The sequence below is a fragment of the Bartonella sp. CL162QHHD genome (genome assembly GCF_042195435.1).
In the GTDB taxonomy this organism is placed as follows: Bacteria; Pseudomonadota; Alphaproteobacteria; order Rhizobiales; family Rhizobiaceae; genus Bartonella.
In genome coordinates this window covers 45,084-65,375 of record NZ_JBHIOG010000024.1, presented here as the reverse complement: position 1 = coordinate 65,375, position 20,292 = coordinate 45,084, and the positions used below count along the sequence as shown (strand labels likewise).

General features: G+C 35.7%; 17 protein-coding genes, 1 tRNA gene and 1 pseudogene. 3 read left to right on the top strand and 16 right to left on the bottom strand.

Annotation, left to right across the window (positions count from 1 at the left end; all coding sequences use genetic code 11):
- Positions 1 to 56: 56 nt before the first annotated feature.
- On the bottom strand, positions 57 to 494 hold the full coding sequence (locus ACFILD_RS02725; protein ID WP_375664166.1) for a MucR family transcriptional regulator: 438 nt from the start codon (positions 492 to 494) through the stop codon (positions 57 to 59).
- Positions 495 to 1,347: 853 nt separating this feature from the next.
- Between ACFILD_RS02725 and ACFILD_RS02720 the strand changes: the two genes are divergently transcribed.
- A complete protein-coding gene (locus tag ACFILD_RS02720; protein WP_375664726.1) occupies positions 1,348 to 3,441 on the top strand; it encodes a S9 family peptidase in 2,094 nt (697 codons plus the stop codon).
- Positions 3,442 to 3,523: 82 nt separating this feature from the next.
- On the opposite strand, the gene ACFILD_RS02715 is transcribed toward ACFILD_RS02720, so the two are convergent.
- Positions 3,524 to 4,126 carry a superoxide dismutase gene (locus ACFILD_RS02715; RefSeq protein ID WP_273791618.1) on the bottom strand — a complete coding sequence of 201 codons (603 nt, stop codon included), beginning with the start codon at positions 4,124 to 4,126 and terminating at the stop codon, positions 3,524 to 3,526.
- An 875-nt stretch (positions 4,127 to 5,001) separates the two neighbouring features.
- On the opposite strand from ACFILD_RS02715, the gene ACFILD_RS02710 reads away from it, so the two are divergent.
- A tRNA-Gln gene (locus ACFILD_RS02710) sits at positions 5,002 to 5,076 on the top strand.
- 82 nt (positions 5,077 to 5,158) lie between these two features.
- On the opposite strand, the gene ACFILD_RS02705 is transcribed toward ACFILD_RS02710, so the two are convergent.
- From ACFILD_RS02705 to ACFILD_RS02665, 9 genes are all read right to left on the bottom strand, one after another.
- Positions 5,159 to 6,199 (bottom strand): tyrosine-type recombinase/integrase, encoded by a 1,041-nt coding sequence (locus ACFILD_RS02705; protein WP_375664725.1) that lies wholly within the window; start codon positions 6,197 to 6,199, stop codon positions 5,159 to 5,161.
- Positions 6,200 to 6,201: 2 nt separating this feature from the next.
- Positions 6,202 to 6,450 carry a hypothetical protein gene (locus ACFILD_RS02700; RefSeq protein ID WP_375631397.1) on the bottom strand — a complete coding sequence of 83 codons (249 nt, stop codon included), beginning with the start codon at positions 6,448 to 6,450 and terminating at the stop codon, positions 6,202 to 6,204.
- A gap of 75 nt (positions 6,451 to 6,525) precedes the next feature.
- Positions 6,526 to 6,981 (bottom strand): hypothetical protein, encoded by a 456-nt coding sequence (locus ACFILD_RS02695; protein WP_375631398.1) that lies wholly within the window; start codon positions 6,979 to 6,981, stop codon positions 6,526 to 6,528.
- Entirely contained in the window at positions 6,978 to 7,520 is a 543-nt protein-coding gene (locus tag ACFILD_RS02690) for a hypothetical protein (RefSeq protein ID WP_375631399.1), read from the bottom strand. The genes ACFILD_RS02695 and ACFILD_RS02690 overlap by 4 nt, the downstream gene beginning before the upstream one ends.
- Entirely contained in the window at positions 7,517 to 8,365 is an 849-nt protein-coding gene (locus ACFILD_RS02685; RefSeq protein WP_375654554.1) for a hypothetical protein, read from the bottom strand. Before ACFILD_RS02685 ends, ACFILD_RS02690 begins: the two co-directional genes overlap by 4 nt.
- A gap of 469 nt (positions 8,366 to 8,834) precedes the next feature.
- Positions 8,835 to 9,185 carry a toxin-activating lysine-acyltransferase gene (locus ACFILD_RS02680; RefSeq protein ID WP_375660180.1) on the bottom strand — a complete coding sequence of 117 codons (351 nt, stop codon included), beginning with the start codon at positions 9,183 to 9,185 and terminating at the stop codon, positions 8,835 to 8,837.
- Positions 9,173 to 10,507: an HlyD family type I secretion periplasmic adaptor subunit gene (locus tag ACFILD_RS02675; RefSeq protein WP_375660181.1), complete on the bottom strand. Its 1,335-nt coding sequence runs from the start codon at positions 10,505 to 10,507 to the stop codon at positions 9,173 to 9,175. Before ACFILD_RS02675 ends, ACFILD_RS02680 begins: the two co-directional genes overlap by 13 nt.
- Complete coding sequence (locus tag ACFILD_RS02670; protein ID WP_375664724.1) at positions 10,497 to 11,243, bottom strand: ATP-binding cassette domain-containing protein; 747 nt, start codon at positions 11,241 to 11,243, stop codon at positions 10,497 to 10,499. Before ACFILD_RS02670 ends, ACFILD_RS02675 begins: the two co-directional genes overlap by 11 nt.
- A 6-nt stretch (positions 11,244 to 11,249) precedes the next feature.
- Positions 11,250 to 12,044, bottom strand: a complete 795-nt coding sequence (locus ACFILD_RS02665) for an ABC transporter transmembrane domain-containing protein (protein WP_375664723.1) — start codon at positions 12,042 to 12,044, stop codon at positions 11,250 to 11,252.
- Positions 12,045 to 12,420: 376 nt separating this feature from the next.
- Between ACFILD_RS02665 and ACFILD_RS02660 the strand changes: the two genes are divergently transcribed.
- Positions 12,421 to 13,017 carry a hypothetical protein gene (locus ACFILD_RS02660; protein ID WP_375660127.1) on the top strand — a complete coding sequence of 199 codons (597 nt, stop codon included), beginning with the start codon at positions 12,421 to 12,423 and terminating at the stop codon, positions 13,015 to 13,017.
- Between the two features lie 985 nt (positions 13,018 to 14,002).
- Here the strand turns inward: ACFILD_RS02660 and ACFILD_RS02655 are convergent.
- The 5 genes and pseudogenes from ACFILD_RS02655 to ACFILD_RS02635 all read right to left on the bottom strand — a co-directional run.
- Positions 14,003 to 14,404 (bottom strand): annotated as a pseudogene (locus tag ACFILD_RS02655) (DUF1499 domain-containing protein); the annotation flags it as partial.
- A gap of 1,116 nt (positions 14,405 to 15,520) precedes the next feature.
- On the bottom strand, positions 15,521 to 16,306 hold the full coding sequence (locus ACFILD_RS02650; protein ID WP_375664722.1) for a DUF1499 domain-containing protein: 786 nt from the start codon (positions 16,304 to 16,306) through the stop codon (positions 15,521 to 15,523).
- A gap of 534 nt (positions 16,307 to 16,840) precedes the next feature.
- Positions 16,841 to 17,380 (bottom strand): hypothetical protein, encoded by a 540-nt coding sequence (locus ACFILD_RS02645; RefSeq protein WP_375645731.1) that lies wholly within the window; start codon positions 17,378 to 17,380, stop codon positions 16,841 to 16,843.
- On the bottom strand, positions 17,373 to 17,969 hold the full coding sequence (locus tag ACFILD_RS02640) for a DUF1214 domain-containing protein (RefSeq protein ID WP_273791544.1): 597 nt from the start codon (positions 17,967 to 17,969) through the stop codon (positions 17,373 to 17,375). The genes ACFILD_RS02645 and ACFILD_RS02640 overlap by 8 nt, the downstream gene beginning before the upstream one ends.
- 17 nt (positions 17,970 to 17,986) lie before the next feature.
- The gene (locus ACFILD_RS02635) at positions 17,987 to 20,137 is read right to left on the bottom strand and encodes a transglycosylase domain-containing protein (protein WP_375630862.1); all 2,151 of its coding nucleotides are present in this window, start codon (positions 20,135 to 20,137) and stop codon (positions 17,987 to 17,989) included.
- Positions 20,138 to 20,292: the final 155 nt, after the last annotated feature.

Below are 20,292 nucleotides of genomic sequence, written 5' to 3'. Positions count from 1 at the left end.
AAACATGTATACTAAAATCAACTTTATACACGAAACCATTTTTTCGCAAAATAAGATTATTTAATTTTTTTCCGTTTGCTTTTGCGTCCAAGACCCATTTCTTTGGCCAAAGCCGATCGTGTTTTTGCATAATTAGGCGCCACCATAGGATAAGAACTATCTAACTGCCATTTTTCACGATATTCCTCTGGCAACATTCCATAATGTGTCATGAGATGACGCTTTAGAGATTTAAACTTCTTTCCATCTTCAAGGCAAATGAGATAATCAGGAAATACTGAACGTTTTGGATTAACGGCAGGCCTTTGTTTTTCAACTTCGACTTCTGTTAACTCTAGATTCCCTGCTTTACGAAAAGCAGCATGGACATCAGCAATTAAACTTGGCACTTCAGTCGGTCGAATAGAATTATTACTCACGTAGGCAGCAACAATATCAGCAACCAATGTAATAACTAAATTGCTTTCAGTCTCTAAGACTGCACGATGTTCCATTCTTGTTTCCTTTAATTTAAAATTGAGTAATTCAAAATCGAGATATAGTGCATATACTCATGATATAAAGATCTCATGCACATGAGTTTCATATTGTACAAAAATCTTTTTTGTCAATTCAATTATTCTATAAAATTGCCAAAACACAAAAAAATCAAATAAATACCCATTTTTTGTCATAATATACAATAAGAAAAACGAAATTATTACATGCTAAAATATATTTTTAGCCTATAACATATCATACATAATATATAATACATCACAAATATAAAAAGATATAGGATGAAATTTATTTATTTTTTTGAGAACGTAAAAATAAAATTACTAATTATAAAAATATAATATATAAATTATTATTTTATGTTTTGAATACTTATAATTTAGTAAGTTTATTTTTAATAAATTTCAAATTTATTTTTATTATTTATATTTATTAAATTTAATAATAAAAAACAATATATATTACAAACATGACACAATAGCATTGTTTATAATATAAAACTATTCATTAAAACGACATAGAATATTTTTATTTTTTATAAAGTAATAATAATATTTATGATATATTTATTCATTTCTATAAAATTATGCGATTATACTGTTTCAAAAAAAATCAATTCTTTTTCTCATAGTTTAATTGTTTTACCAGTCACTTTCATTATAAAAGTGGTATTATATCCCTAGAAAACAATAGCTGTGATATGTAATGAACAGAAAGGTATTAGTTTAAAAATTATCATGGCACTATTTTTGCAAGTGAATAGAACTTATAGATTTGTACACTTGCATCAATAATTGTGATTCTAACATATAAATGAAGCTGTTAACATATTTTAATATAGGATTGTGTATGACTCGCACTTTTGCAATTCCTCCCAAAGCATCTAGAATCACTCATAAGGAAATATATCATGGTATTTTTCGTGATGATCCCTATCATTGGCTACGTGCGTCTAACTGGCAAGATGTTTTTAAAAATCCTAACTGTCTTGATCTCAATATTCGACATTATCTTGAAAAAGAAAATGCTTATCAATCAGCTCAAATGGCTGATACAAAACCACTACGAGATTTGCTTTTTACCGAAATGAAAAACAGGATCCAAGAGAATGATAGTTCTGTTCCTATAAAACATGGTCCTTTTGCTTACGGATTCTCTTATGTTACCGGAGGCCAACAACCACATTATTTTCGGACACCAAGGAATGGCGGAGAAAAAAACGTGTACCTTAATGGTGACGTCTTGGCAGAAGGCAAAGAATATTTCAAATTTGGTTCAGTTCAAGAATCTCCTGACCATACACATGTGGTATGGACCTATGATGACAAAGGATCAGAATTCTATACAGCTAAAATTCGTAATTTTGAGACATTGTCTGACTGTATGGACACAATTACTGATACATCTGGTCAAATTGTATGGGATGCTAGATCTGAAGGTTTTTTCTATACTAAGATGGATAAAAACCACCGACCTTCAGAGCTCTATTATCACCAATTAAACACAGATCAATCACAAGATAAGCTTATTTTTCGTGAAGACAATCCAGGTTTTTTCTTAGATGTAAGCGGTTCTAAGCTTAATGATGTTATTTATATTAATATTCATGATCATGAAACATCCGAGATCTGGTTAATTCCTGCTGAGGCGCCTTTTACTATTCCCCAATGTGTACGGAAACGACAAAAAGGTATTGAATATTCACTTACAGAAGGTGGTGATGTCTTTTATATTCTGACCAATTTAGATAATGCAAAAGATTTCAAAATTATGGTAGCGCCATATACATCTCCACAATCAGAAAATTGGTCTGAGTTTGTCCCACATCAGCTTGGGTGCCTAATATTATCCCATGATGCTTATCAAGATTTTCTTGTCTGGATCGAACGTTTTGAGGGGCTTCCACGTATAAAAGTAATGGAACGTACCACTAAACAAGTTAATTCCATTGCTTTTACTGAAGAGGCTTATTCTTTAGGTCTGCAAGGAGTTGCAGAATATAACAGTCCAACTATTCGTTTTTCCTATTCGTCTATGACAACACCTGATCAAGTGTTTGATTATGAGATGAAAAATTGTAAACGAATGCTTTTAAAAACGCAAATAATTCCCTCTGGGCATAATAAAGATGCATATGTAACACGACGTATTACAGCAATAGCAGACGATGGTGAGAAGATTCCTATTTCACTTTTTTATCACAAAAATACTCCCCTTGATGGTGGTGCGCCTTGTCTGCTTTACGGTTATGGTGCTTATGGGATCTCTATACCTGCCAGTTTCAATAGTAATGTACTTTCTCTAGTAAACAGAGGTTTTATTTACGCTATTGCTCATATTCGCGGAGGAAAAGAAAAGGGAGTAGAATGGTATGAGAAAGGAAAACATCTCTTTAAGTACAATACATTTACAGATTTTATTGCTTGTGGGCGTTACCTTGTAAACAATAAATTCACTTCTCACGACCGGCTGATTGCTCATGGTGGTTCAGCAGGGGGGATGTTGATGGGAGCCATTGCCAATATAGCTCCACAGGATTTTGCTGGGATCGTAGCAAATGTGCCTTTTGTTGATGTCTTAGCGACAATGTTAGATGCTTCATTGCCACTCACTCCTCCAGAATGGGCCGAATGGGGGAATCCTCTTGAATCAGAAGAAGATTATAAGCTTATTGCTTCCTATTCTCCTTACGATAATGTCAAAGCTCAAAACTATCCCCCTATACTTGTGATGGCAGGATTAACAGATCCTCGTGTAACTTACTGGGAGCCTGCAAAATGGGTGGCAAAATTACGAGACCTAAAAACAGACGATAATGCAATTTTATTACGTATTAATATGGATTCAGGGCACGCTGGTGCAGCTGGACGTTTTTCAAAGCTAGAAGAAGTTGCCTATATCTATGCATATATTCTAAAGATAGCAGGAAAAGACTTTTGCTAATCCATAATACCTCTGTATGAAAGTCTCCGATAATTTATTGGATTATAGGGACTTTCATACACTAAAAAATTATTGAGACAGTTTAAAATTCACATTCTTCATAAAGTTTCAAAACATAGTCCCAATTAATTAAATGGTCTACAAAGGCTTCGAGGTACTTCGGTCGAGTATTGCGATAATCAATGTAATAGGAATGTTCCCACACATCGACACCCAAAATAGGTCGAGCATTGTGCACTAAGGGATTTTCACCATTAGGCGTTTTCATAATTTCAAGCTTGCCATTTTTAACAGCAACCCACGCCCATCCAGAACCAAATTGGGCACTAGCAGCAGCAATAAAATCAGCGCGGAATTTGTCGTAACCACCTAGATCAGCGTCAATAGCTTTTGCTAACTTTTCAGGAAGTTTTTGGCCACCACCATTTTTTTTCATCCAAAGCCAAAAGTGGTTATGATTGTAATACTGCGCTGCATTATTAAACAAACCAATATTTTTTCCAAAACTTTTTTTAACAATATCTTCAAGGCTTTCATTTTCTAAGCCTAACTCTTTCACAAAATTATTGGTGTTGGTAAGATAAGCGAGGTGATGCTTATCATGATGATATTCAAGCGTTTCGCGTGACATATAAGGCGAAAGGGCATCGTAATCATAAGGCAATGGGGGCAATTCAAAAGCCATTTAAAAATCTCCTCGATTCTAATTGTTAAGCTTATTTCATAAGCCTAATTTGCCATTTACCGCATTTAAAAGCAAATGTTGAATACCTAGTTTGTATGAAATAGTTTTAATGTCTCTCTTTTTGTAAAAGAAGCTTTTAGGAAATGTATATTCATCAATCAAAAAGGGTATTGGTCTACATAAAGATTGCTTCTGAAGATTTTTTACATCTATGAGTGGGTAATAAATATCATTATCTTTTGAATAAAAAGTAAATGGAAATAGCTATTATTCCTTGTTTTTGTATCTCTATTTTTTCAAATACCATATAAAATGTTTTTAATTTTTGCAAAACTCTTCCAGTTTATGGGTGTATCATAATGTTTTCAACAGAATATTAAGTGTTATTTTTTAGGAAATATTTTTCAATGTGCTTGATTTTATTTTATGGTGCTACCCATGAATAATATAATGTAAAAATTAGTGGACATTACCATCTTTATGCTTAATGCAAGAGCACTGCAGCACTATCATACACTTACCGGTTGCCAATGTGGTGACAGCTTTTTTCTTAAATTGAGCAAGATGGGATTTTAATATATCAAGAAAAGTAAATCATATGCAAATTTATTAGATACATGAGTAAACTGCAAGATTTTCATTTTCTGTTCCTAGAAAATCAATACAAAGAGCAAAATAATTGATGGATAAATGGTTCCTTCTTATGTTAAAATCACAACTGTATATCAGTTTCTGCTACGAATTTGTATCGATGGCAATGCCATACAAGACTCAGAAATTTTATGATAAAAAAGTAAAGTCTTTGATTTTCAGATATTGCGTCCAATCACAGGAATCGCTATAAGGTGCAGGAGTCGCTATAAAGCGTGTTTTTTTGGGGTATAGCCAAGCGGTAAGGCACCGGTTTTTGGTACCGGCATTCCCTGGTTCGAATCCAGGTACCCCAGCCAATATTTAATTAAATCAATAGGTTATATAAAAGTTCGGGAATTTTGATTCCGTTGATTCTTTTAACTTATTTTCTACCTATCCCTAACTTTTTTGAAGTTTTTTGATTGCTTCTATTGCAAGTCGTTTTCTATCGGCTGTTTTGGTATAAAGGGATGCCATGTTATCTTCTGTCCAGCCAAAAAGCGCTTTCATTTGCGAAACTGTCGCACCAGCATTGGCTGCACGTGTTGCTGCTAATTTTCGCAATCCATGCGCTGATTTTTTAATACCTGCTGCATTACAAGCTTTACGAAACAGATTACCAAAACTTTCTTTGGTCAGTTTTTTACCTTCTTTACCGCAAATAAATGTTTCATCTCCAATAGGTCCAATTTTAAGTGTTTCTGCGAGTTCTGGCAAAATCGGGAGAAAAACATCTGTTTTAAATTGGCTCTTTTCTGTTTTTAAATGAATAATATTATCTGTTGTGATATCTTTCCAGCCGATACGAACGGCATCACCACGACGCAAGCCTGTATAAAGAAGAACATCAATCCAGATGCGTTCATGTGTACCATGTGACCAACGGTGATAATATTTGTCAATATCTTCTTCTAACCATGGTATGAACCCTTCTGCGTTAAAGGATTTTGGCGGCTTTATATTAAAAGCAGGATTTCTATTCAAAAGATCATTATCAACCGCCCAATTAAAAAGACCATTTAAAGCCGTTAAAAAATGTCTTGCCGCTGCGGGAGTCTCTCGTCTTCTTTCTACTGCGTCAAGAATGTGTTGTTTGTTTATGCTTTTATATGCACGATCACCGATATGTTTAGAAACATTATTCAGAATTCGATATTTAACTTTTTTAGTAGATTCTGATTGATTATGCCATTGCATGCTTTGTAAATACTGATGCAACAACCAATCGAAAGACCCTTCTGTGAGTCTGGTTTGTTTTATTTTCTTGGAGGAGCCATTTTGCGCTTGTTTAATAGCCAGCGTATAATTGTCAACAAACTCTTGCGTTCCATAGGTTCCTTCAATCCGAAACCGTGGTCCATGACCAATACGTACATACCATATAACTTTACCATGGCGTGTACGTTCACGAACAAGATGCGGCGGACGGCGTTTTGGCATGGCTAAAACTTTATACCGTCGACAGAACGACAAGTTTTGCTGGTCTCGTAGTCTTCTTGTTCATTTTCAAGTGGTGGAAAATCGTCAATGCTATAAGTATTATCTGTCGTTGTTGGTGTTATGGTTTTATTGATATGAATTAATAATTCCCCTGTAGGTTTGATTTCTATGAGTTCACATCCTTGTTTTTTAGCTTCTCTTAAAGCACGAGCAATAGCTGGTTGCGTGATAGTAGGTGGGCGGTGTGGCATGTTTATTCCCCTTCATTTTAGATGTAATTCACTCGTGGCGTGAATCACGCTGGTGTTAAAATTTTGTTTGTGTTGCTAGAAAGGAATGTCGTCTTTTGCTGAAGAGTCGCCGTTCTGGGCGGTCATAGTTCGTTTACAAGCTTCTGAATTATCATAAATTTTTGTATCGCCATAAATTCTTGAATCACTATCGATAACCACATTTCCATAAATTTCTACGCTTCCAAAAATATGACCTCTATATATTTTGACGTTATTATAAATTTTTGCATTTCCAAAAATCTCTGCACTATAAGCAACTTGTGCGTTATCAAAAACCTTAGCGCTATCGTAAATATTGGCAAACAAATACGCCTTGGCATCATTATAAATCCAACAATCGTTTTCATGACTTAAATTGTCTTCATGCTCTATAAAGCCGCCAAGATCACCTGCCTTTACATCTCCAAAGTCTTTCAATGCACGGATGCGGTAAAGCGTAATGTATCCCTCAAACTCAATTGTTTCATCAGTAAGTTCGTATTTTCTCATCTGGTTTTTTCTCTAGTTGAGATTCTTCTATCGTCATCAATCCAGTCGTCCCAACATACACATGCTTCACCGTAAATTTTTGCATGACCATAAATATGCGCATCACCGTAAACTTGCGCATTGCCGTAAACACGCGCCCTATCGTAAATGTGTGGCTCTTCGTAAACTTGTGCATTGCCATAAACTTCTGCATTATCAAAAACGCTAGATTCACCGCAAATATATGCATCACCGTAAACTTCTGCATGACCGTAAATGCATGGTTCATCGAAAACTTCTGCTTTACCATAAATACGAGAATTGTCGTGAACATGTGCATAACCGTAAACATGTGCATTTTCGTAAACCTTAGCATCATCATAAACACAAGCATAACCCCCAATCCAGCAATTGCCATCATGACTTAGATTGTCTTCTTTCTCGATATAGCCGCCAAGATCACCTTGCTTGACGTCCCCAAAATCTCTCAATGCACGAATGCGGCGGAGCGTTTTGCGCCCAACTTCGATTGTTTCATCAGTCAGTTCATATTTTTTCATCTGGTCTTTTCTCCAGTTGATATGGCGTTATAGTCATCAACGTGTGCGCTACGGTAAACTTCTGCATCACCGTAAACTTTTGCTTCTCCGTAAATTTCTGCCTTATCGTAAACACGTGCTTCATCGTAAATGCGTGCATCATCGTAAACTTTTGCACGCCCATGAACATGTGCATTGCCAAAAACCAAGGCATCACCAAAAACCTTGGCATAACCATAAACCTCTGCATTATGGGAAACGCATGCCTCACCGTAAACACGTGCATTGTCATAAATTTTAGCATCACCATAAATCCTTGCACTATCGCCTACATGTCCGTCTTTAATTTTTGCATTGCCATAAACTTCTGCCTTATCGGAAACGTATGCATAACCGTAAATTTCTGCATTATGGGAAACGCATGCTTCATCGTAAATGCGTGCACAACCGTAAACCTCTGCCTTACCGTAAACACGTGCTTCATCAAAAACGCGTGCACAATCGTAAACCTCTGCCCTACCGTAAACTTCTGCATCACCGTAAACTTTTGCTTCTCCATAAATTTCTGCCCTACCGTAAACGCGCGCTTCATCGTAAACGCATGCGCTCTCGTAAACATGTGCATTATCGGAAACTTTTGCTTCATCGAAAACAAGTGCATTGCCATAAACACGTGCATCTCCAAAAACACAAGCCTTATACCAAATCCAACAATTGCCCTCATGGGATAAGTTGCCTTCATGCTCTATAAGACCACCTAGGTCGTCTGCTTTAATACCACCAAAGTCTCGTAAGGCACGAATGCGGTGGAGAGTTTTGCCATCAACCTCAGTTGTTTCATCAGTAAGTTCGTATTTCTTTTCCATGGTTTATTTCCTTGATTTGCGTACAATCCACCCGTAGCGTGAAGCACGCATGTGTTGAAAGTTGTTAGGAAAGGGCGGGGGTGCTGGGAGGAGAGAGCACCCCCATATGTANCCCTAACCGTTAAAAAATATAAATAAAATCAATATCTTATTGCAATTAAATTTAAGATTCGAATTCAGGTACCCCAGCCAATTCTAGTGAAATGTTAATCAAAGTTCAGCTTGAGAGTGGATTAGCCCTCTTAACCATCTATTGCTACTCATAGCAAGTCTGGTAAGTTGAGAAACACTTATTTATAGTGGGTTAGCTCTAAATATGGTAAGGTTCTCTTGCTATAGCTATCGCTCAAAGAACTCTTTTAAAAGATTCTTTTCTATAAGACGAGGGGTAAATGATTTATGCGCACTTGCTTTAGAAAAACTATTTGGCTGGATTTTGCGCTCTATAGCAACACCAGCGTGCAATTTTTCATATTCCACCATCTTCATTACGTCGAACAGCGTAGCAATAACGCTGATCAGGAAATATATTTCGTTGCATATCGCGTACAATATGAGCAGTATGGCCATAGGGTGCTACACAATCAATAAACCATACGTATTTTCTATTCTGCCAATTGACATCGGGTAAAAATTCTCCACGTTCATTTTTATAGAGTTTGTATTGCCCAGTCTGTAAAGCTGGTCCTAAATTTCGTTCGATATCCCAGATTCGCCAGCGGCGGTATAAGGGAGATGTAAGCATTAAAACAACCATAGCTCCTAACGCTGTAAGAGGATCTATGAGTGATGGTGATGGATTTTCATTTACAGACAGCATCTTTCCTTTAGAGATTGTTCTAAAATTTTGGTGATAGGTTCAAAGAAATAAGAAATGAGACGTCGTTTTGAGGTAATGACATCCGTTGTTACAGTCATGCCAGGGATAAATTTAAGTTGTTTGTTATTCAAAGTGATGTGATCTTGGTCAATTTTGATTAAAACAGCGTAGACACCATTAATTTCTTTATTATAGCGCGCTGTAGCGCCTACATTAACGACTGTACCGTGGATAACACCGAAACGTTCAGGAGGAAAGGCAGAAAATTTGATGTAAGCACGTTGGCCCTTTTCTAAAAAACCAATATCTCGATTATCAAAAAATGCTTCAATAATGAGACCACCCGCACCAGGGACAATGCGCATGAGAGTTTTACCAGCCTCTACAAAGCCGCCCAAAGTATGGATACTTAAATCATCGATACGTCCATCAACAGGTGCATAGAGTGATAAGTGGTCAAGATGGTATTGAGTGCTATCAAGCTTTGCTTTTAATCCTTGAAGATTCAGTTCTGTTTCACGCGAAAGTTGCCGATAGCGGGCGATTTCATCGGAAATGAGACTTTTCCGTTGTTGGCGGAGGGTGTTTATTTCGGCGGCATTTTCTTCCAAACGTCTTTGATTGGTTAAAATTTCATGCTCGACATTTTTAAAATCATGTAAACGCTCTAAATAAACGGCTTGGCTGATGACTTTTGTTTCCATTAGGCTTTTTGCAGCCTTTAATTTTCCTTGGCTTAATTGACGATCATCTTCCAACCTATCTAATTGCGCATGTTGTGTTGCACCGCTGCGCTCGACGCGGTCCGCTTGTGCTTTTAGCGCTCTTAATTTATCTTGGAGAGATTGAAGGGCAGCGCTAATGAGTTTTTCCCCTTCTATTCTTGCAGTCGTGTTGCCAGAAGGAGGAACTGGCAGATAGGCAAGTCCTTTGGTCACAAAATCTTTATCCAAAGGATCACTTTCATGCAAAGCTGTTAAAATAGCTGTTGCGATTTGTGCTTGAAGGGTTTGTTGCGCGATATCTGCTTGAACACGTGCGCACTCATTGAGGGCTTCACGGGGATCTAATTGAATAAGGAGATCCCCTTGATGAACAAATTGCCCTTCTTTTACAAGGATTTTCTCAATGCGTCCTGTATTTTGCGCTTGGACCAGCTGAACGTAAGCGGTGGGAATAACACTTCCTTGCCCCCGTGCAACAATCTCTGTTTTTGCGATAAAGCTGCCGATCACAATAAAGAGAAATAAGGTGACCAAAACAGCAACCACCATATGAAGCGTTGGTGACAAAGGGCGCAAATAGGGAGCTTTATCTGCCATTTGTTGCCTCCAAATCAGTACAGTTTAAGACGGTTGCATGCTGAGGAAAGAGGTCGCTTTTGTGGGTAATAACAAGAACAATACGTTCTTGCGAAAGTTTATATAAATGCTCAACAATTTGTGCACTGACAGTGTCATCCAATGCGGAAGTAGGTTCATCCAAAATAAGAAGGCTTGGGTTTATCAGAAAGAAACAAGCCAAAGCCAAGCGTTGGCGCTGACCACCTGATAAAAAACCACCTTGCTCTCCTACTTGAGTATTGAGTCCTAAAGGCAACTGAGCAATCAAATCATGGCAAGCACTAACATATAGTGCAGCGTCGATTTCATCTTTAGTGGCATCTGGTTTAGCAAGAAGCATATTCTCAAGAATGGTTCCGGAAAAAAGGCAAGGATTTTGAGGAAAATACGCGATTGTTTCACGCACGCTACGGACATCAAAATTCTGTAAAGGTTGGGCGTTAATCAATATCTTCCCGCTTGTTGGGGGGGAGAGTCCACAAAGGAGCTTCGCCAAGGTTGTTTTTCCGCACCCTGAAGGACCAAGTAACATAATTGGTTGCCCAGGTTGTAAACAGACATCAAGATGATTGATAATGGATTTATCTCCATAAGAAAAACAGAGATCGTTGGCTTCAAGATGAGGAGGAGCACTGAGTTGAAGAGGCGGCTTTTCTTCTTCCCATTCTGAAGGGGAGTTAAGAATATCGCCCAAACGAAGACGAGAGATTTTCAAATGCTGTCATTCTTCCCATAGGGATGCAAGGTTTAAGATAGGACCAGAAACATTTCCAGCGAGGAGATGAAAGGCAATAAGTTGTCCTAGTGTAATCTGGTTTTGAAGAACTGCCTGAGCACCAAAAAAGATAATAAAAATAGTGAAAAGATCACCAAAAATATGACTCATGGCTCCATTGAGAAGATGCAATTTACTAGTTGTAAGGCTTTGATCTAAACTACGGGCTAAAGTCTCTTGCATGCGTATTGTATGAGCAGCTTCTTTTACGTGTGCTTTTATGGCTTCAAGATTGGTAAAACTTTCAATAAGGCGCGATTTATGGACAGCTTGCAGAGTGAAAGCACGGCGTAATTGGCGGCGCAAGAAGGGACCGACAAACGCTAAAGAACCCATTTGTAAAGGTAAAATGATAAGGACAATAAAGGTCAGTTTTGGACTAATGGAAAAGAGTGCAGCAATATAAATAATGGCAAAGAGAACATTTAGCACAGTTGTGGCGATGGTTCCTGTTAAAAAACCGCGAATTGTATCAACTTCTCCAATACGTGAAAACAATTCTCCTATTTGCCAACGGCGTAAAGTGGGCAAGGAGAGACTTAAAAGATGGGTGTAAATGCGCCGTCCAAATTCTAGCGTAAGCCGATTGGCTAAATAGGCACCTAAGTAACCTGAAAGAGTGCTAAGAGCCATGCTAAACAGCATGATAGCAACCATCAAGACAACGATAGCATAGAGACTTTCAATACGCTGAAAAGGGAGAATACGGTCGATAATCGCTTGAAAAATAAAAGGATTCACCAAGCCCAGCAAACGCAAAACAACAGCAACGCAACTGAGTTCGATGACATAATAAATATATTTCTTTGTTGTTATTGTAAACCAAGAGAAAAGGATACTAGTTTTTCTTGTGAATGTCTCATTTGAATTTATGATTTTATTTAAGAGAAAGAGCGATTGATGTCGCATATTTAAACAGTATTGTAAATAGTATTATATTAATACAAAATATATATCTTGTATTAATATAATATAAATATAATGTATTTATTATTTATACAGTATTTTTATTGTTATTTATACAAATTATATTTGACATTTGCTAAAATGAACAATAATCAAATTCCCACTGTATCTTTATGATACAGTTATTTCTAATAATAAAAGAATGATATAAATGGGTAGTTCAAGCTCATCACATGATTCAATTAGTAACTCACATCCAAAAAGTTGGCTTTTTCCAGAAGAAGATGATTGTAGCTCAGGAGCTCATTCCCAAGCAGCAGGTGCAGGCGGCATCATAGGAGAAGTAATAGGAGGTATTGCTGGTGCAGTTGGAGGTCTTTTTTCTGGACCGGGAGGTGTCAGTTCTGGCTTTGTCAATGGAGCAATAGGAGGTGGACTAGCAGGAGCTGGTGACGCTGTGGTAGATAAATACAATGCATGCTATACGGCACCAAGTTGTGAAACAAGCGATTATGTTGAAGCAGCTGCCATACACGGCGGTATAGGAGCAGCATCTGGTGCATTATTTGGTCTGGGAGGAGCAGCAATAGGCGGATTAGAAGGAGCTGCTGACGGTTTGATAGATAAGTACAATGAATGCCATCCGAATCCAAGTTGTGAAGTAAGCGATTATGTTGTATCAACAGCCATAAAGGGAGGCGTAGGAGCATTAATTGGTTTATTAGGTGGTCCGGAAACAGCAGTAGCAGGCGGATTAGGAGGAGCTATTAACGGTTTTAAAGATAAGTACAATCAATGTCATCCGTAAAGTAGAGGGACACTGTTTCTAATTTATTTAGAAAATAGCTAGTAAGATATTTCTGAGATCAGTGATATTGTAAACATACTTTAAAGCTATGGCTAAACTGATTTCAGGGATATTTTTGTGTGTGATAATAGATATTTTATTTTGGATTTTTTTGTTATGAATACTTTTACTCGCTCCTTAGTAACAGCGATTGGATTTGGATTTTGCATGTTTTTTTACAATAGATTTAAAGGTGAGAACTGGAGTATAAAAAGGACAATATTATCAACAATTATGTTTTTTATATTATATTATTCTGGAAATTTATTAGTTAAATATATGGGAATTTTATAAAAATTATTTATATATAAAATTATAATTATTTGAGTTAAGTTTATTATTTGAATTATACTCTATTGCTCTCTCTATTAAATCATTCATAAAGTAGATGAAATTTCAGTCTGGATTTTTTGTTATGCATACTTTTACTGGCTCCTTATTGGCAACGTTTATATATGGATTTTTAATGTTTTTTTACAATAGATTTAAAGGTAAGAACTGGAGTATAAAAAGGACAATATTAACAACAATTAGGTTTTTTATATTATATTATGCTGCAAATTTATTAATTGAATATATGGGAATTTTAAAATAATATAAAATCAAGTTGTTATATTATTTTAAAATATAATTATAAGGTGTTATTTGTAGAGTTATTTATAAAAAATAAGTTATTATTTTTATATAATATTTATCTTTAAAAAAATATTTACTGATTACATTGGGATAGATACTTTAAATCAGTATTATCATAAAGAATTCTGTTTTTTACTTCCTATTTTAAATCTTTTTAATTATTTCAAGCATGGGTTATTTTGAGATTATTATCTTTTGTATAAGGATTATCAGTTTATAGTTTTTGAAAAGTGATTGTTTGCTTATGTATCATGATTTATTGAAAAATAAGCAATTTTTATGAAATAAAGTGCTTTATCTCTCTTGATTTTTATCCATCATCTTGAGAAAGAGGGAGAGAAGCGATTTCTGTATCAAGTGCATCCATAAAATTGATAATAAAAGCAGCATTCGTTCCCAAATCTCTTGGTAAATAACGAGAAGCAGAACGCATATTAACAAAAGTAGTATCCCCTTCATCAGTTAAGCGTATCACGATATCCGAAATAAACCCAAGGTAAAAAGTTTTAGCTCTCGTTTCAATATACAGTTCATTCTCTTCACCTTTAAACTTTCTTTGAGCCACAACAGGGCAATCATAGGCTGCTAAAACATTGAGAACAGATTCGCGAATACGATCAGGTGAACCATCATAACGGCGCCCCGACATTTCTGGCCATTGTGACATCTGTAATGTTGCTTGTTCAGTCAAAACACTTTTGAGCGGTAAAGCAATGAACAAGCTTGTAGGCATAATTATGTGTCTACAAACTTGACAGGAAGGTTTAGGTGCATAATTCTACAAAATTATATATTTAATTTGGATTTTTTTTATGAATGAGCTTATTAGTATTATTGTAGAATTATTATTTTCTATAGGTGCTTTAGTTATATTTTTCTATACATTGTTTTCATATTATAAATCTAAAGGTTATAGTAAAAAAGAAATTTGGAAAAAAATTTTGTTAAGAATATTTTTTTTCTTTATATTATTTTCTATAATATTTTTTATTTATATACGTTATTTCTATGAACAATGATTATTCATTATTAATTTATAATTATAGATTAATTTGGAAATTTTATTTGTTATATATATTTTTAATATACTTTATGAATTGTTTTTTGCATTTTTTGTTTAATTATATTTATTTAAATTGTATTATGTATCTAAGGTATGTAATGAAAAAAATATTAAAATTAAATCATTAATTAAGAATAAATTCGTTTTTTATATTATTTTAAATTATTAAGTTTTATATGATATAATATATATTAATGTTTATTGTTTTTATATATTTTTAATTTGGATTTTTTATGAGTGATATTATTCGTATTATTGCAAAATTATTATCTTCTACATGTTTTTTATTTATATTTTTCTATGCAATGTTTTTACGGTATAAATTTAAAGGTTATAGTAACAAAGAAATTGTGAAAAAAATGTTTTTAAGCACATTTTTGTTCATTATATTTGTTATATTACTTTCTATAACATTTTTTATTTGTATACGTTATTTATATGAAAAATGATTATTTATTATCTTTATATAATAATGTTTTTGATATGAGTTTTATAATAATTTATTTAATATTAAACTTTAAAAAATATTTACTGATTACAGTTAGACAGAGACTTTAATATTATTATCAATATTTCTGTTTTTTATTTCCTATTTTTTTAATCTTTTTCATTATTTCAAGAATGGTTAGGTTTGAGAATATTATCTTTTGTATAAGAATTTTTAGTTTATAGCTTTTGAAAAGTGATTGTTTGCTTATGTATCATGTTTATTGAAAAATAAGCAATTTTTGTGAAATAAAGTGTCTTCTCTCTCGCTCTTGATCGTTATTCATCGTCTTGTGAAAGAGGAAGGGAAGCGATTTCCGTATCAAGGGCATCCATAAAATCGATAATAAAAGCAGCATTTGTCCCCAAATCTCTTGGCAAATAACGAGAAGCAGAACGCATATCAACAAAAGTTGTATCCCCTTCATCAGTTAAGCGTATCACGATATCCGAAATAAACCCAAGGTAAAAAGTTTTAGCTCTCGTTTCAATATAAAGCGCATTTTCTTCACCTTTAAACTCTCGTTGAGCCACAACAGGCCAATCATAGGCTGCTAAAACATTGAGAACAGATTCGCGAATACGATCAGGTGAACCATCATAACGGCGCCCCGATATTTCTGGCCATTGTGACATCTGTAATGTTGCTTGTTCAGTCAAAACACTTTTGAGCGGTAAAGCATCGCTGGGACGTATTGTGCGAAAAAAAGCCGGCGGGCTTTGTGTATCGGTAGAAATATCGTAAAGAGCCGGTAAGGTAAACCAAAGTCCAAAAAAGAGCATCAATGGTGTAGTCGTTATTACCGAATAAATGATCCCTTTTAAAGCTTTCATTCCCCCTAGGGCTCCATAGACCCATAAGCTGTAAAGTGCTTTTAAAGCAAGAAAAAGAGAAATAATCACACAGCCAGTAGAGATTCCGATCAAAATTATGAAGTCGGTTACGTTAATGACGGAAAAACGTTGTAAAATGAATGAAAATAATAAAACAAAGAACGACAATCCACCAAATCGAGGGGACCATACTGCTGCTCTTGAAATGAACCGAACATATCTCTTCTTCATGAAGTTTTTTCCCCTCAATTGTAAACTATAAGCCAAGTTTTTCAGAGTGCATATCTTACAAAAAGCTTATGCTCATAAAACAAAAATAAAGCACTTATTTTTGAGGTCAAGGATGCATAATGTCTTATAAGTTTCCAGCGATTATTTTTGCACTTCATTGAAGGTAATCAGTATTTTTTCTATAGTTTATCATGTTGTTGATGCGAACTTTATGGGAATGTTTGTAAATAAAAAGAAGTAAACTCAAATAACAAGTTTTACGGTTGTTAGCAGCATATTTTTCTAGAACTTTACTCTTGATTTTCTCTTCTGATTGCTGGGAGTTTTTTCTGTCAGATAATGCGTAATCAAATAGGATATGATGATGTGCAATAGAGATTTCATTCTATCTCAATAAAAAATTGAGGGATTTATAATCAGATAAATCTGAATTCGAAGATTCAATTAATAGAGAAAAAAGATAACCATTTTGATAGGCTTCATGTATTTTGTATAGAAAGTAAGGTATTGTACAAATGAGAGGTTACTCCGTTTTTATTCATAAAATATGCGGCAGGTCGCAGATGAAAGAAAAGCTTCATTTTCTTTTTTTGCAAGTGAAGAAGGGGCAAAAATACGTAAAATGACAAAACCTTCATTCAAATTTTTAGCAACCAAAACTGAATTGGCATTTTTTTTAGGTTTTGATTTTTTGAGTTCTATGATTTGTATTGGTTTTCCAATAATAAGATCGAGTGTATTATCAGGGGCTGTTCGGTCATTAAGGCTATAGAAAATAATTCCTTTGTGTGTGTAGGCTGCTAGTGACCAAAATTGTCGTGTTTTCAAAGCTTTTAAATGAACAGGTCCATTTTCAAGATTAAATCTGCAGACTTTAAGAAGAAAGAGTGGATCAGCAGATTGTTGAATAGGATTATCGGGAGTAAAAGCAACAAATTGATAAGGGGCTCCGGATTTTTTAAGTGCTGTCCATATATTATTTTGTGCCCAATAGGGGATCAGAAAGAGAACGCAAATATGAACGATAATAGCGCCAATGATTGCAAGAAGTGCGATATAAATGAATCTAGTCACAATTTATTTGTCCTGATGGGATTTGTTCTATTGATGGCATTGTAAGCTTTTGTAATGCCGTTGCAGAGATGATTGAGGTATCGTATAAGGTAAGAATAAGCCCGAATTCTTTTTGACTAACTGTTGCAAGCCAATTGCCGGCTTGCGGTGTAGGTGAAATATTGATGCGCAATGAGCCATCATGCTCATAAATAATAGCGTTCGTGTGGAGTTCAAAAGGTATTTCTTTGGATGAAGTATAGGGTTTTAGGGATTTGTCAGCTGTATAAAGGGTGAAAAGACGAGTTTCAGGGATGGTGCCTTTGAGTAAATAATGACAGTGGGGGTGGAGTGGACGCCCTTGGTTGTCTTGCCAAATCTGGAATTGAAGACCTTCAGTGCGTCCGAGTGAAACAATGCCTCGTTTGGTCGTGCGGGCGCGGGTATAAGGATCCATATTGGCGGTTCCCATTTTTGGATAAGCACTCCATTTTCCAATTCTAAAGCGTTCAAAATGAGGAAAGGAATTGAGCACATAATCGACACTCAGTTTTCCACATAAAATGGAAAAAGCGAAGATAAAAAAGAAAATGGTGATATTAAAAAACATCAGTGAATATCTTGAATTCAAAATGTTGAATCTCCAGTTGTTTTCACCTTCAAAGAAATTGCAGATGGTTTTTTCAGATCTTTGTTAATCAATCGCACAATATTCAATGTTTCAGGAGAAAGCGTAGAGGGTATTGGGGAAAAAAATTCAGAATCTGCATGGGAGGAAAGTATTGGGGGATGATAAGGAAGAAGAGAATCTTTAACACCATAGAGTTGTTTGAGCATAATATTTTGGTGTGCAGCAAGCATGATGCGTTGCCATATCATGGCAGGAACTCCACCCCCAAAAGCACGATTCATCGGTGAAAAGTTATCATTTCCCATCCATACCGCTCCAGTATAATTGCCAGTAAAGCCAACAAACCAAGCATCACGATAGGATTGTGATGTTCCAGTTTTCCCAGCGACGAGAGTCATGGGCAGAGCAGCACGCTTACCAGACCCTCGTGTTGTGACACCCACCATCATTTGGTTCATATAAGCAGCTGATTGTCTGCTGAGAACTCGGTGTAACTTATTTCCGTTATGCTCGAAATCCCATACCACATGCCCATCAATTGTTCTGATTTGCGTGAACCCATGACGATTACCAGCTATCCCACCATTCGCAAAGACATTAAAGCCAGTTGCTTGATCCATGGGGGTCATGTTGGAAGTGCCAAGAACCATCGTTTTGTGTGATAAAATATGCGCGTTAATCCCCATATTCTTGATGAGATCTATGATAGGTTGGGTATCGCGGTGAAGATATTGATAGGTGAGATACACAGGGACTGTATTAATAGAAAAAGCTAAAGCTGTTGCTAAATCAATTTTCCCCAAATAACGGCCCGAATTATTTTTTGGTGTCCAACCTCCCCAATTGATCGGAGCATCTAAAACGATTGTCGAGGGAGAAAGTCCGTGTTCCAGTGCGGTTGCGTAAACATAAGGTTTGAATGAAGAACCAGTTTGTCGTCCGCCTTGTGTTGCTCTGTTAAATTGGCTCTTTTTATAATCTTGTCCTCCAACAATTGCGCATACGGCACCGTTATTATCGAGTATAACAGTGGAAGCTTGTGTTACGCGATATTGTTGACCATACTGGTGTAAATGATATGCAATTGATTCTTCTGCTGCTTTTTGAATATTTGGATCAAGAGTCGTTTGAATAATTAAACTATGGCTTGGAAGTTGATTGCGCATTTTTTTGACTTCCTCGAATGCCCAATCAAGAAAATAATCAGGCTGATTATTTTCTATTTGGGGAAGTGCCCTAGCAGGGTGGCGATGCGCATTGATAATCTGGCTCTTCGTCATAAAGCCACTATTAACAAGATTAGAAAGGACGATATTGGCACGTGTTTGAGCCGCAAAGAGATGACTATGAGGAGCATATTTTGTTGGAGCTTTAAAGAGTCCTGCTAACATAGCAGATTCACTTAAAGAGACATGACGTATGTTTTTTCCAAAATAAAATTTTGCTGCTGCGGCAATACCAAAATTGTTTCCTCCCATATAGGCCCGGTCAAGGTAAAGTTGTAAAATCTGCTTTTTGCTAAAATTTGCTTCTAGCCAAAGAGCAAGATAAGCTTCTTTGATTTTACGTGTTATGGTTCTTTCGTTTGTTAAAAATAAATTTTTAGCCAATTGTTGTGTGAGAGTTGAACCACCTTGCACCACACCTTTAGCTTGCATATTTTGTGAAATTGCCCGTGTAAGTCCTTGAAAATCAATGCCCCAATGATCAAAAAAACGACGGTCTTCTGTAGCGAGAACCGCTTTAATAACAGTGTCAGGCATTTCTTCAACGGGGACAGAGATCGCCGGCAGTGCACCACGGTGCCCAATGGAATTTCCATAGCGATCTAGAAAAAGAATGGAAAAGTTTTTAGGAGAAGACCAATCTGTTTTGGTCACTTCAAAAACAGAAATGCCCAAAATAGTGAAAAGAGTAAATCCCATCAACCCTAATGTCAGTATTTCATCGAGAACTTCAACGATAAAACGTTTCCATCCTTGAAGATGAAAATTTTGTGAGACGATTTTTGCCTTTTTCCAGAAAAAACTGTTAGCAGAACGAATGTGATAAAGCGCTGTGTCTAATCGTGCGTCTAATTCAATGAGAGCAGGACTGTGAAATGGCTTACGATGTTGCCCTTTCTTTTTTTTAAAAAAATCAAACATTTAAAGAGAGCCTATGGCAAAGAAATACAACCAAACAAATCTACAATAATTATATGGAGTAGAAGTATTTTTTTGCTATAGTGCTAACAGAGAAAGAGTTTATTTTAGAATTATTCATTTTTCGTAAGATAGTGTATTAATATTTTATTATTTTA

What these genes read in the sequence shown, in the direction of transcription:
- ACFILD_RS02720 (WP_375664726.1), top strand. Translation starts at nt 1,348, where the DNA reads ATGACTCGCACTTTTGCAATTCCTCCCAAAGCATCTAGAATCACTCAT.
- ACFILD_RS02700 (WP_375631397.1), bottom strand. Translation starts at nt 6,450, where the DNA reads ATGCCACACCGCCCACCTACTATCACGCAACCAGCTATTGCTCGTGCT.
- ACFILD_RS02635 (WP_375630862.1), bottom strand. Translation starts at nt 20,137, where the DNA reads ATGTTTGATTTTTTTAAAAAAAAGAAAGGGCAACATCGTAAGCCATTT.
- ACFILD_RS02695 (WP_375631398.1), bottom strand. Translation starts at nt 6,981, where the DNA reads ATGAGAAAATACGAACTTACTGATGAAACAATTGAGTTTGAGGGATAC.
- ACFILD_RS02705 (WP_375664725.1), bottom strand. Translation starts at nt 6,199, where the DNA reads ATGCCAAAACGCCGTCCGCCGCATCTTGTTCGTGAACGTACACGCCAT.
- ACFILD_RS02685 (WP_375654554.1), bottom strand. Translation starts at nt 8,365, where the DNA reads ATGGAAAAGAAATACGAACTTACTGATGAAACAACTGAGGTTGATGGC.
- ACFILD_RS02675 (WP_375660181.1), bottom strand. Translation starts at nt 10,507, where the DNA reads ATGGCAGATAAAGCTCCCTATTTGCGCCCTTTGTCACCAACGCTTCAT.
- ACFILD_RS02640 (WP_273791544.1), bottom strand. Translation starts at nt 17,969, where the DNA reads ATGTTTTTTAATATCACCATTTTCTTTTTTATCTTCGCTTTTTCCATT.
- ACFILD_RS02650 (WP_375664722.1), bottom strand. Translation starts at nt 16,306, where the DNA reads ATGAAGAAGAGATATGTTCGGTTCATTTCAAGAGCAGCAGTATGGTCC.
- ACFILD_RS02715 (WP_273791618.1), bottom strand. Translation starts at nt 4,126, where the DNA reads ATGGCTTTTGAATTGCCCCCATTGCCTTATGATTACGATGCCCTTTCG.
- ACFILD_RS02725 (WP_375664166.1), bottom strand. Translation starts at nt 494, where the DNA reads ATGGAACATCGTGCAGTCTTAGAGACTGAAAGCAATTTAGTTATTACA.
- ACFILD_RS02680 (WP_375660180.1), bottom strand. Translation starts at nt 9,185, where the DNA reads ATGCTGTCTGTAAATGAAAATCCATCACCATCACTCATAGATCCTCTT.
- ACFILD_RS02690 (WP_375631399.1), bottom strand. Translation starts at nt 7,520, where the DNA reads ATGAAAAAATATGAACTGACTGATGAAACAATCGAAGTTGGGCGCAAA.
- ACFILD_RS02660 (WP_375660127.1), top strand. Translation starts at nt 12,421, where the DNA reads ATGGGTAGTTCAAGCTCATCACATGATTCAATTAGTAACTCACATCCA.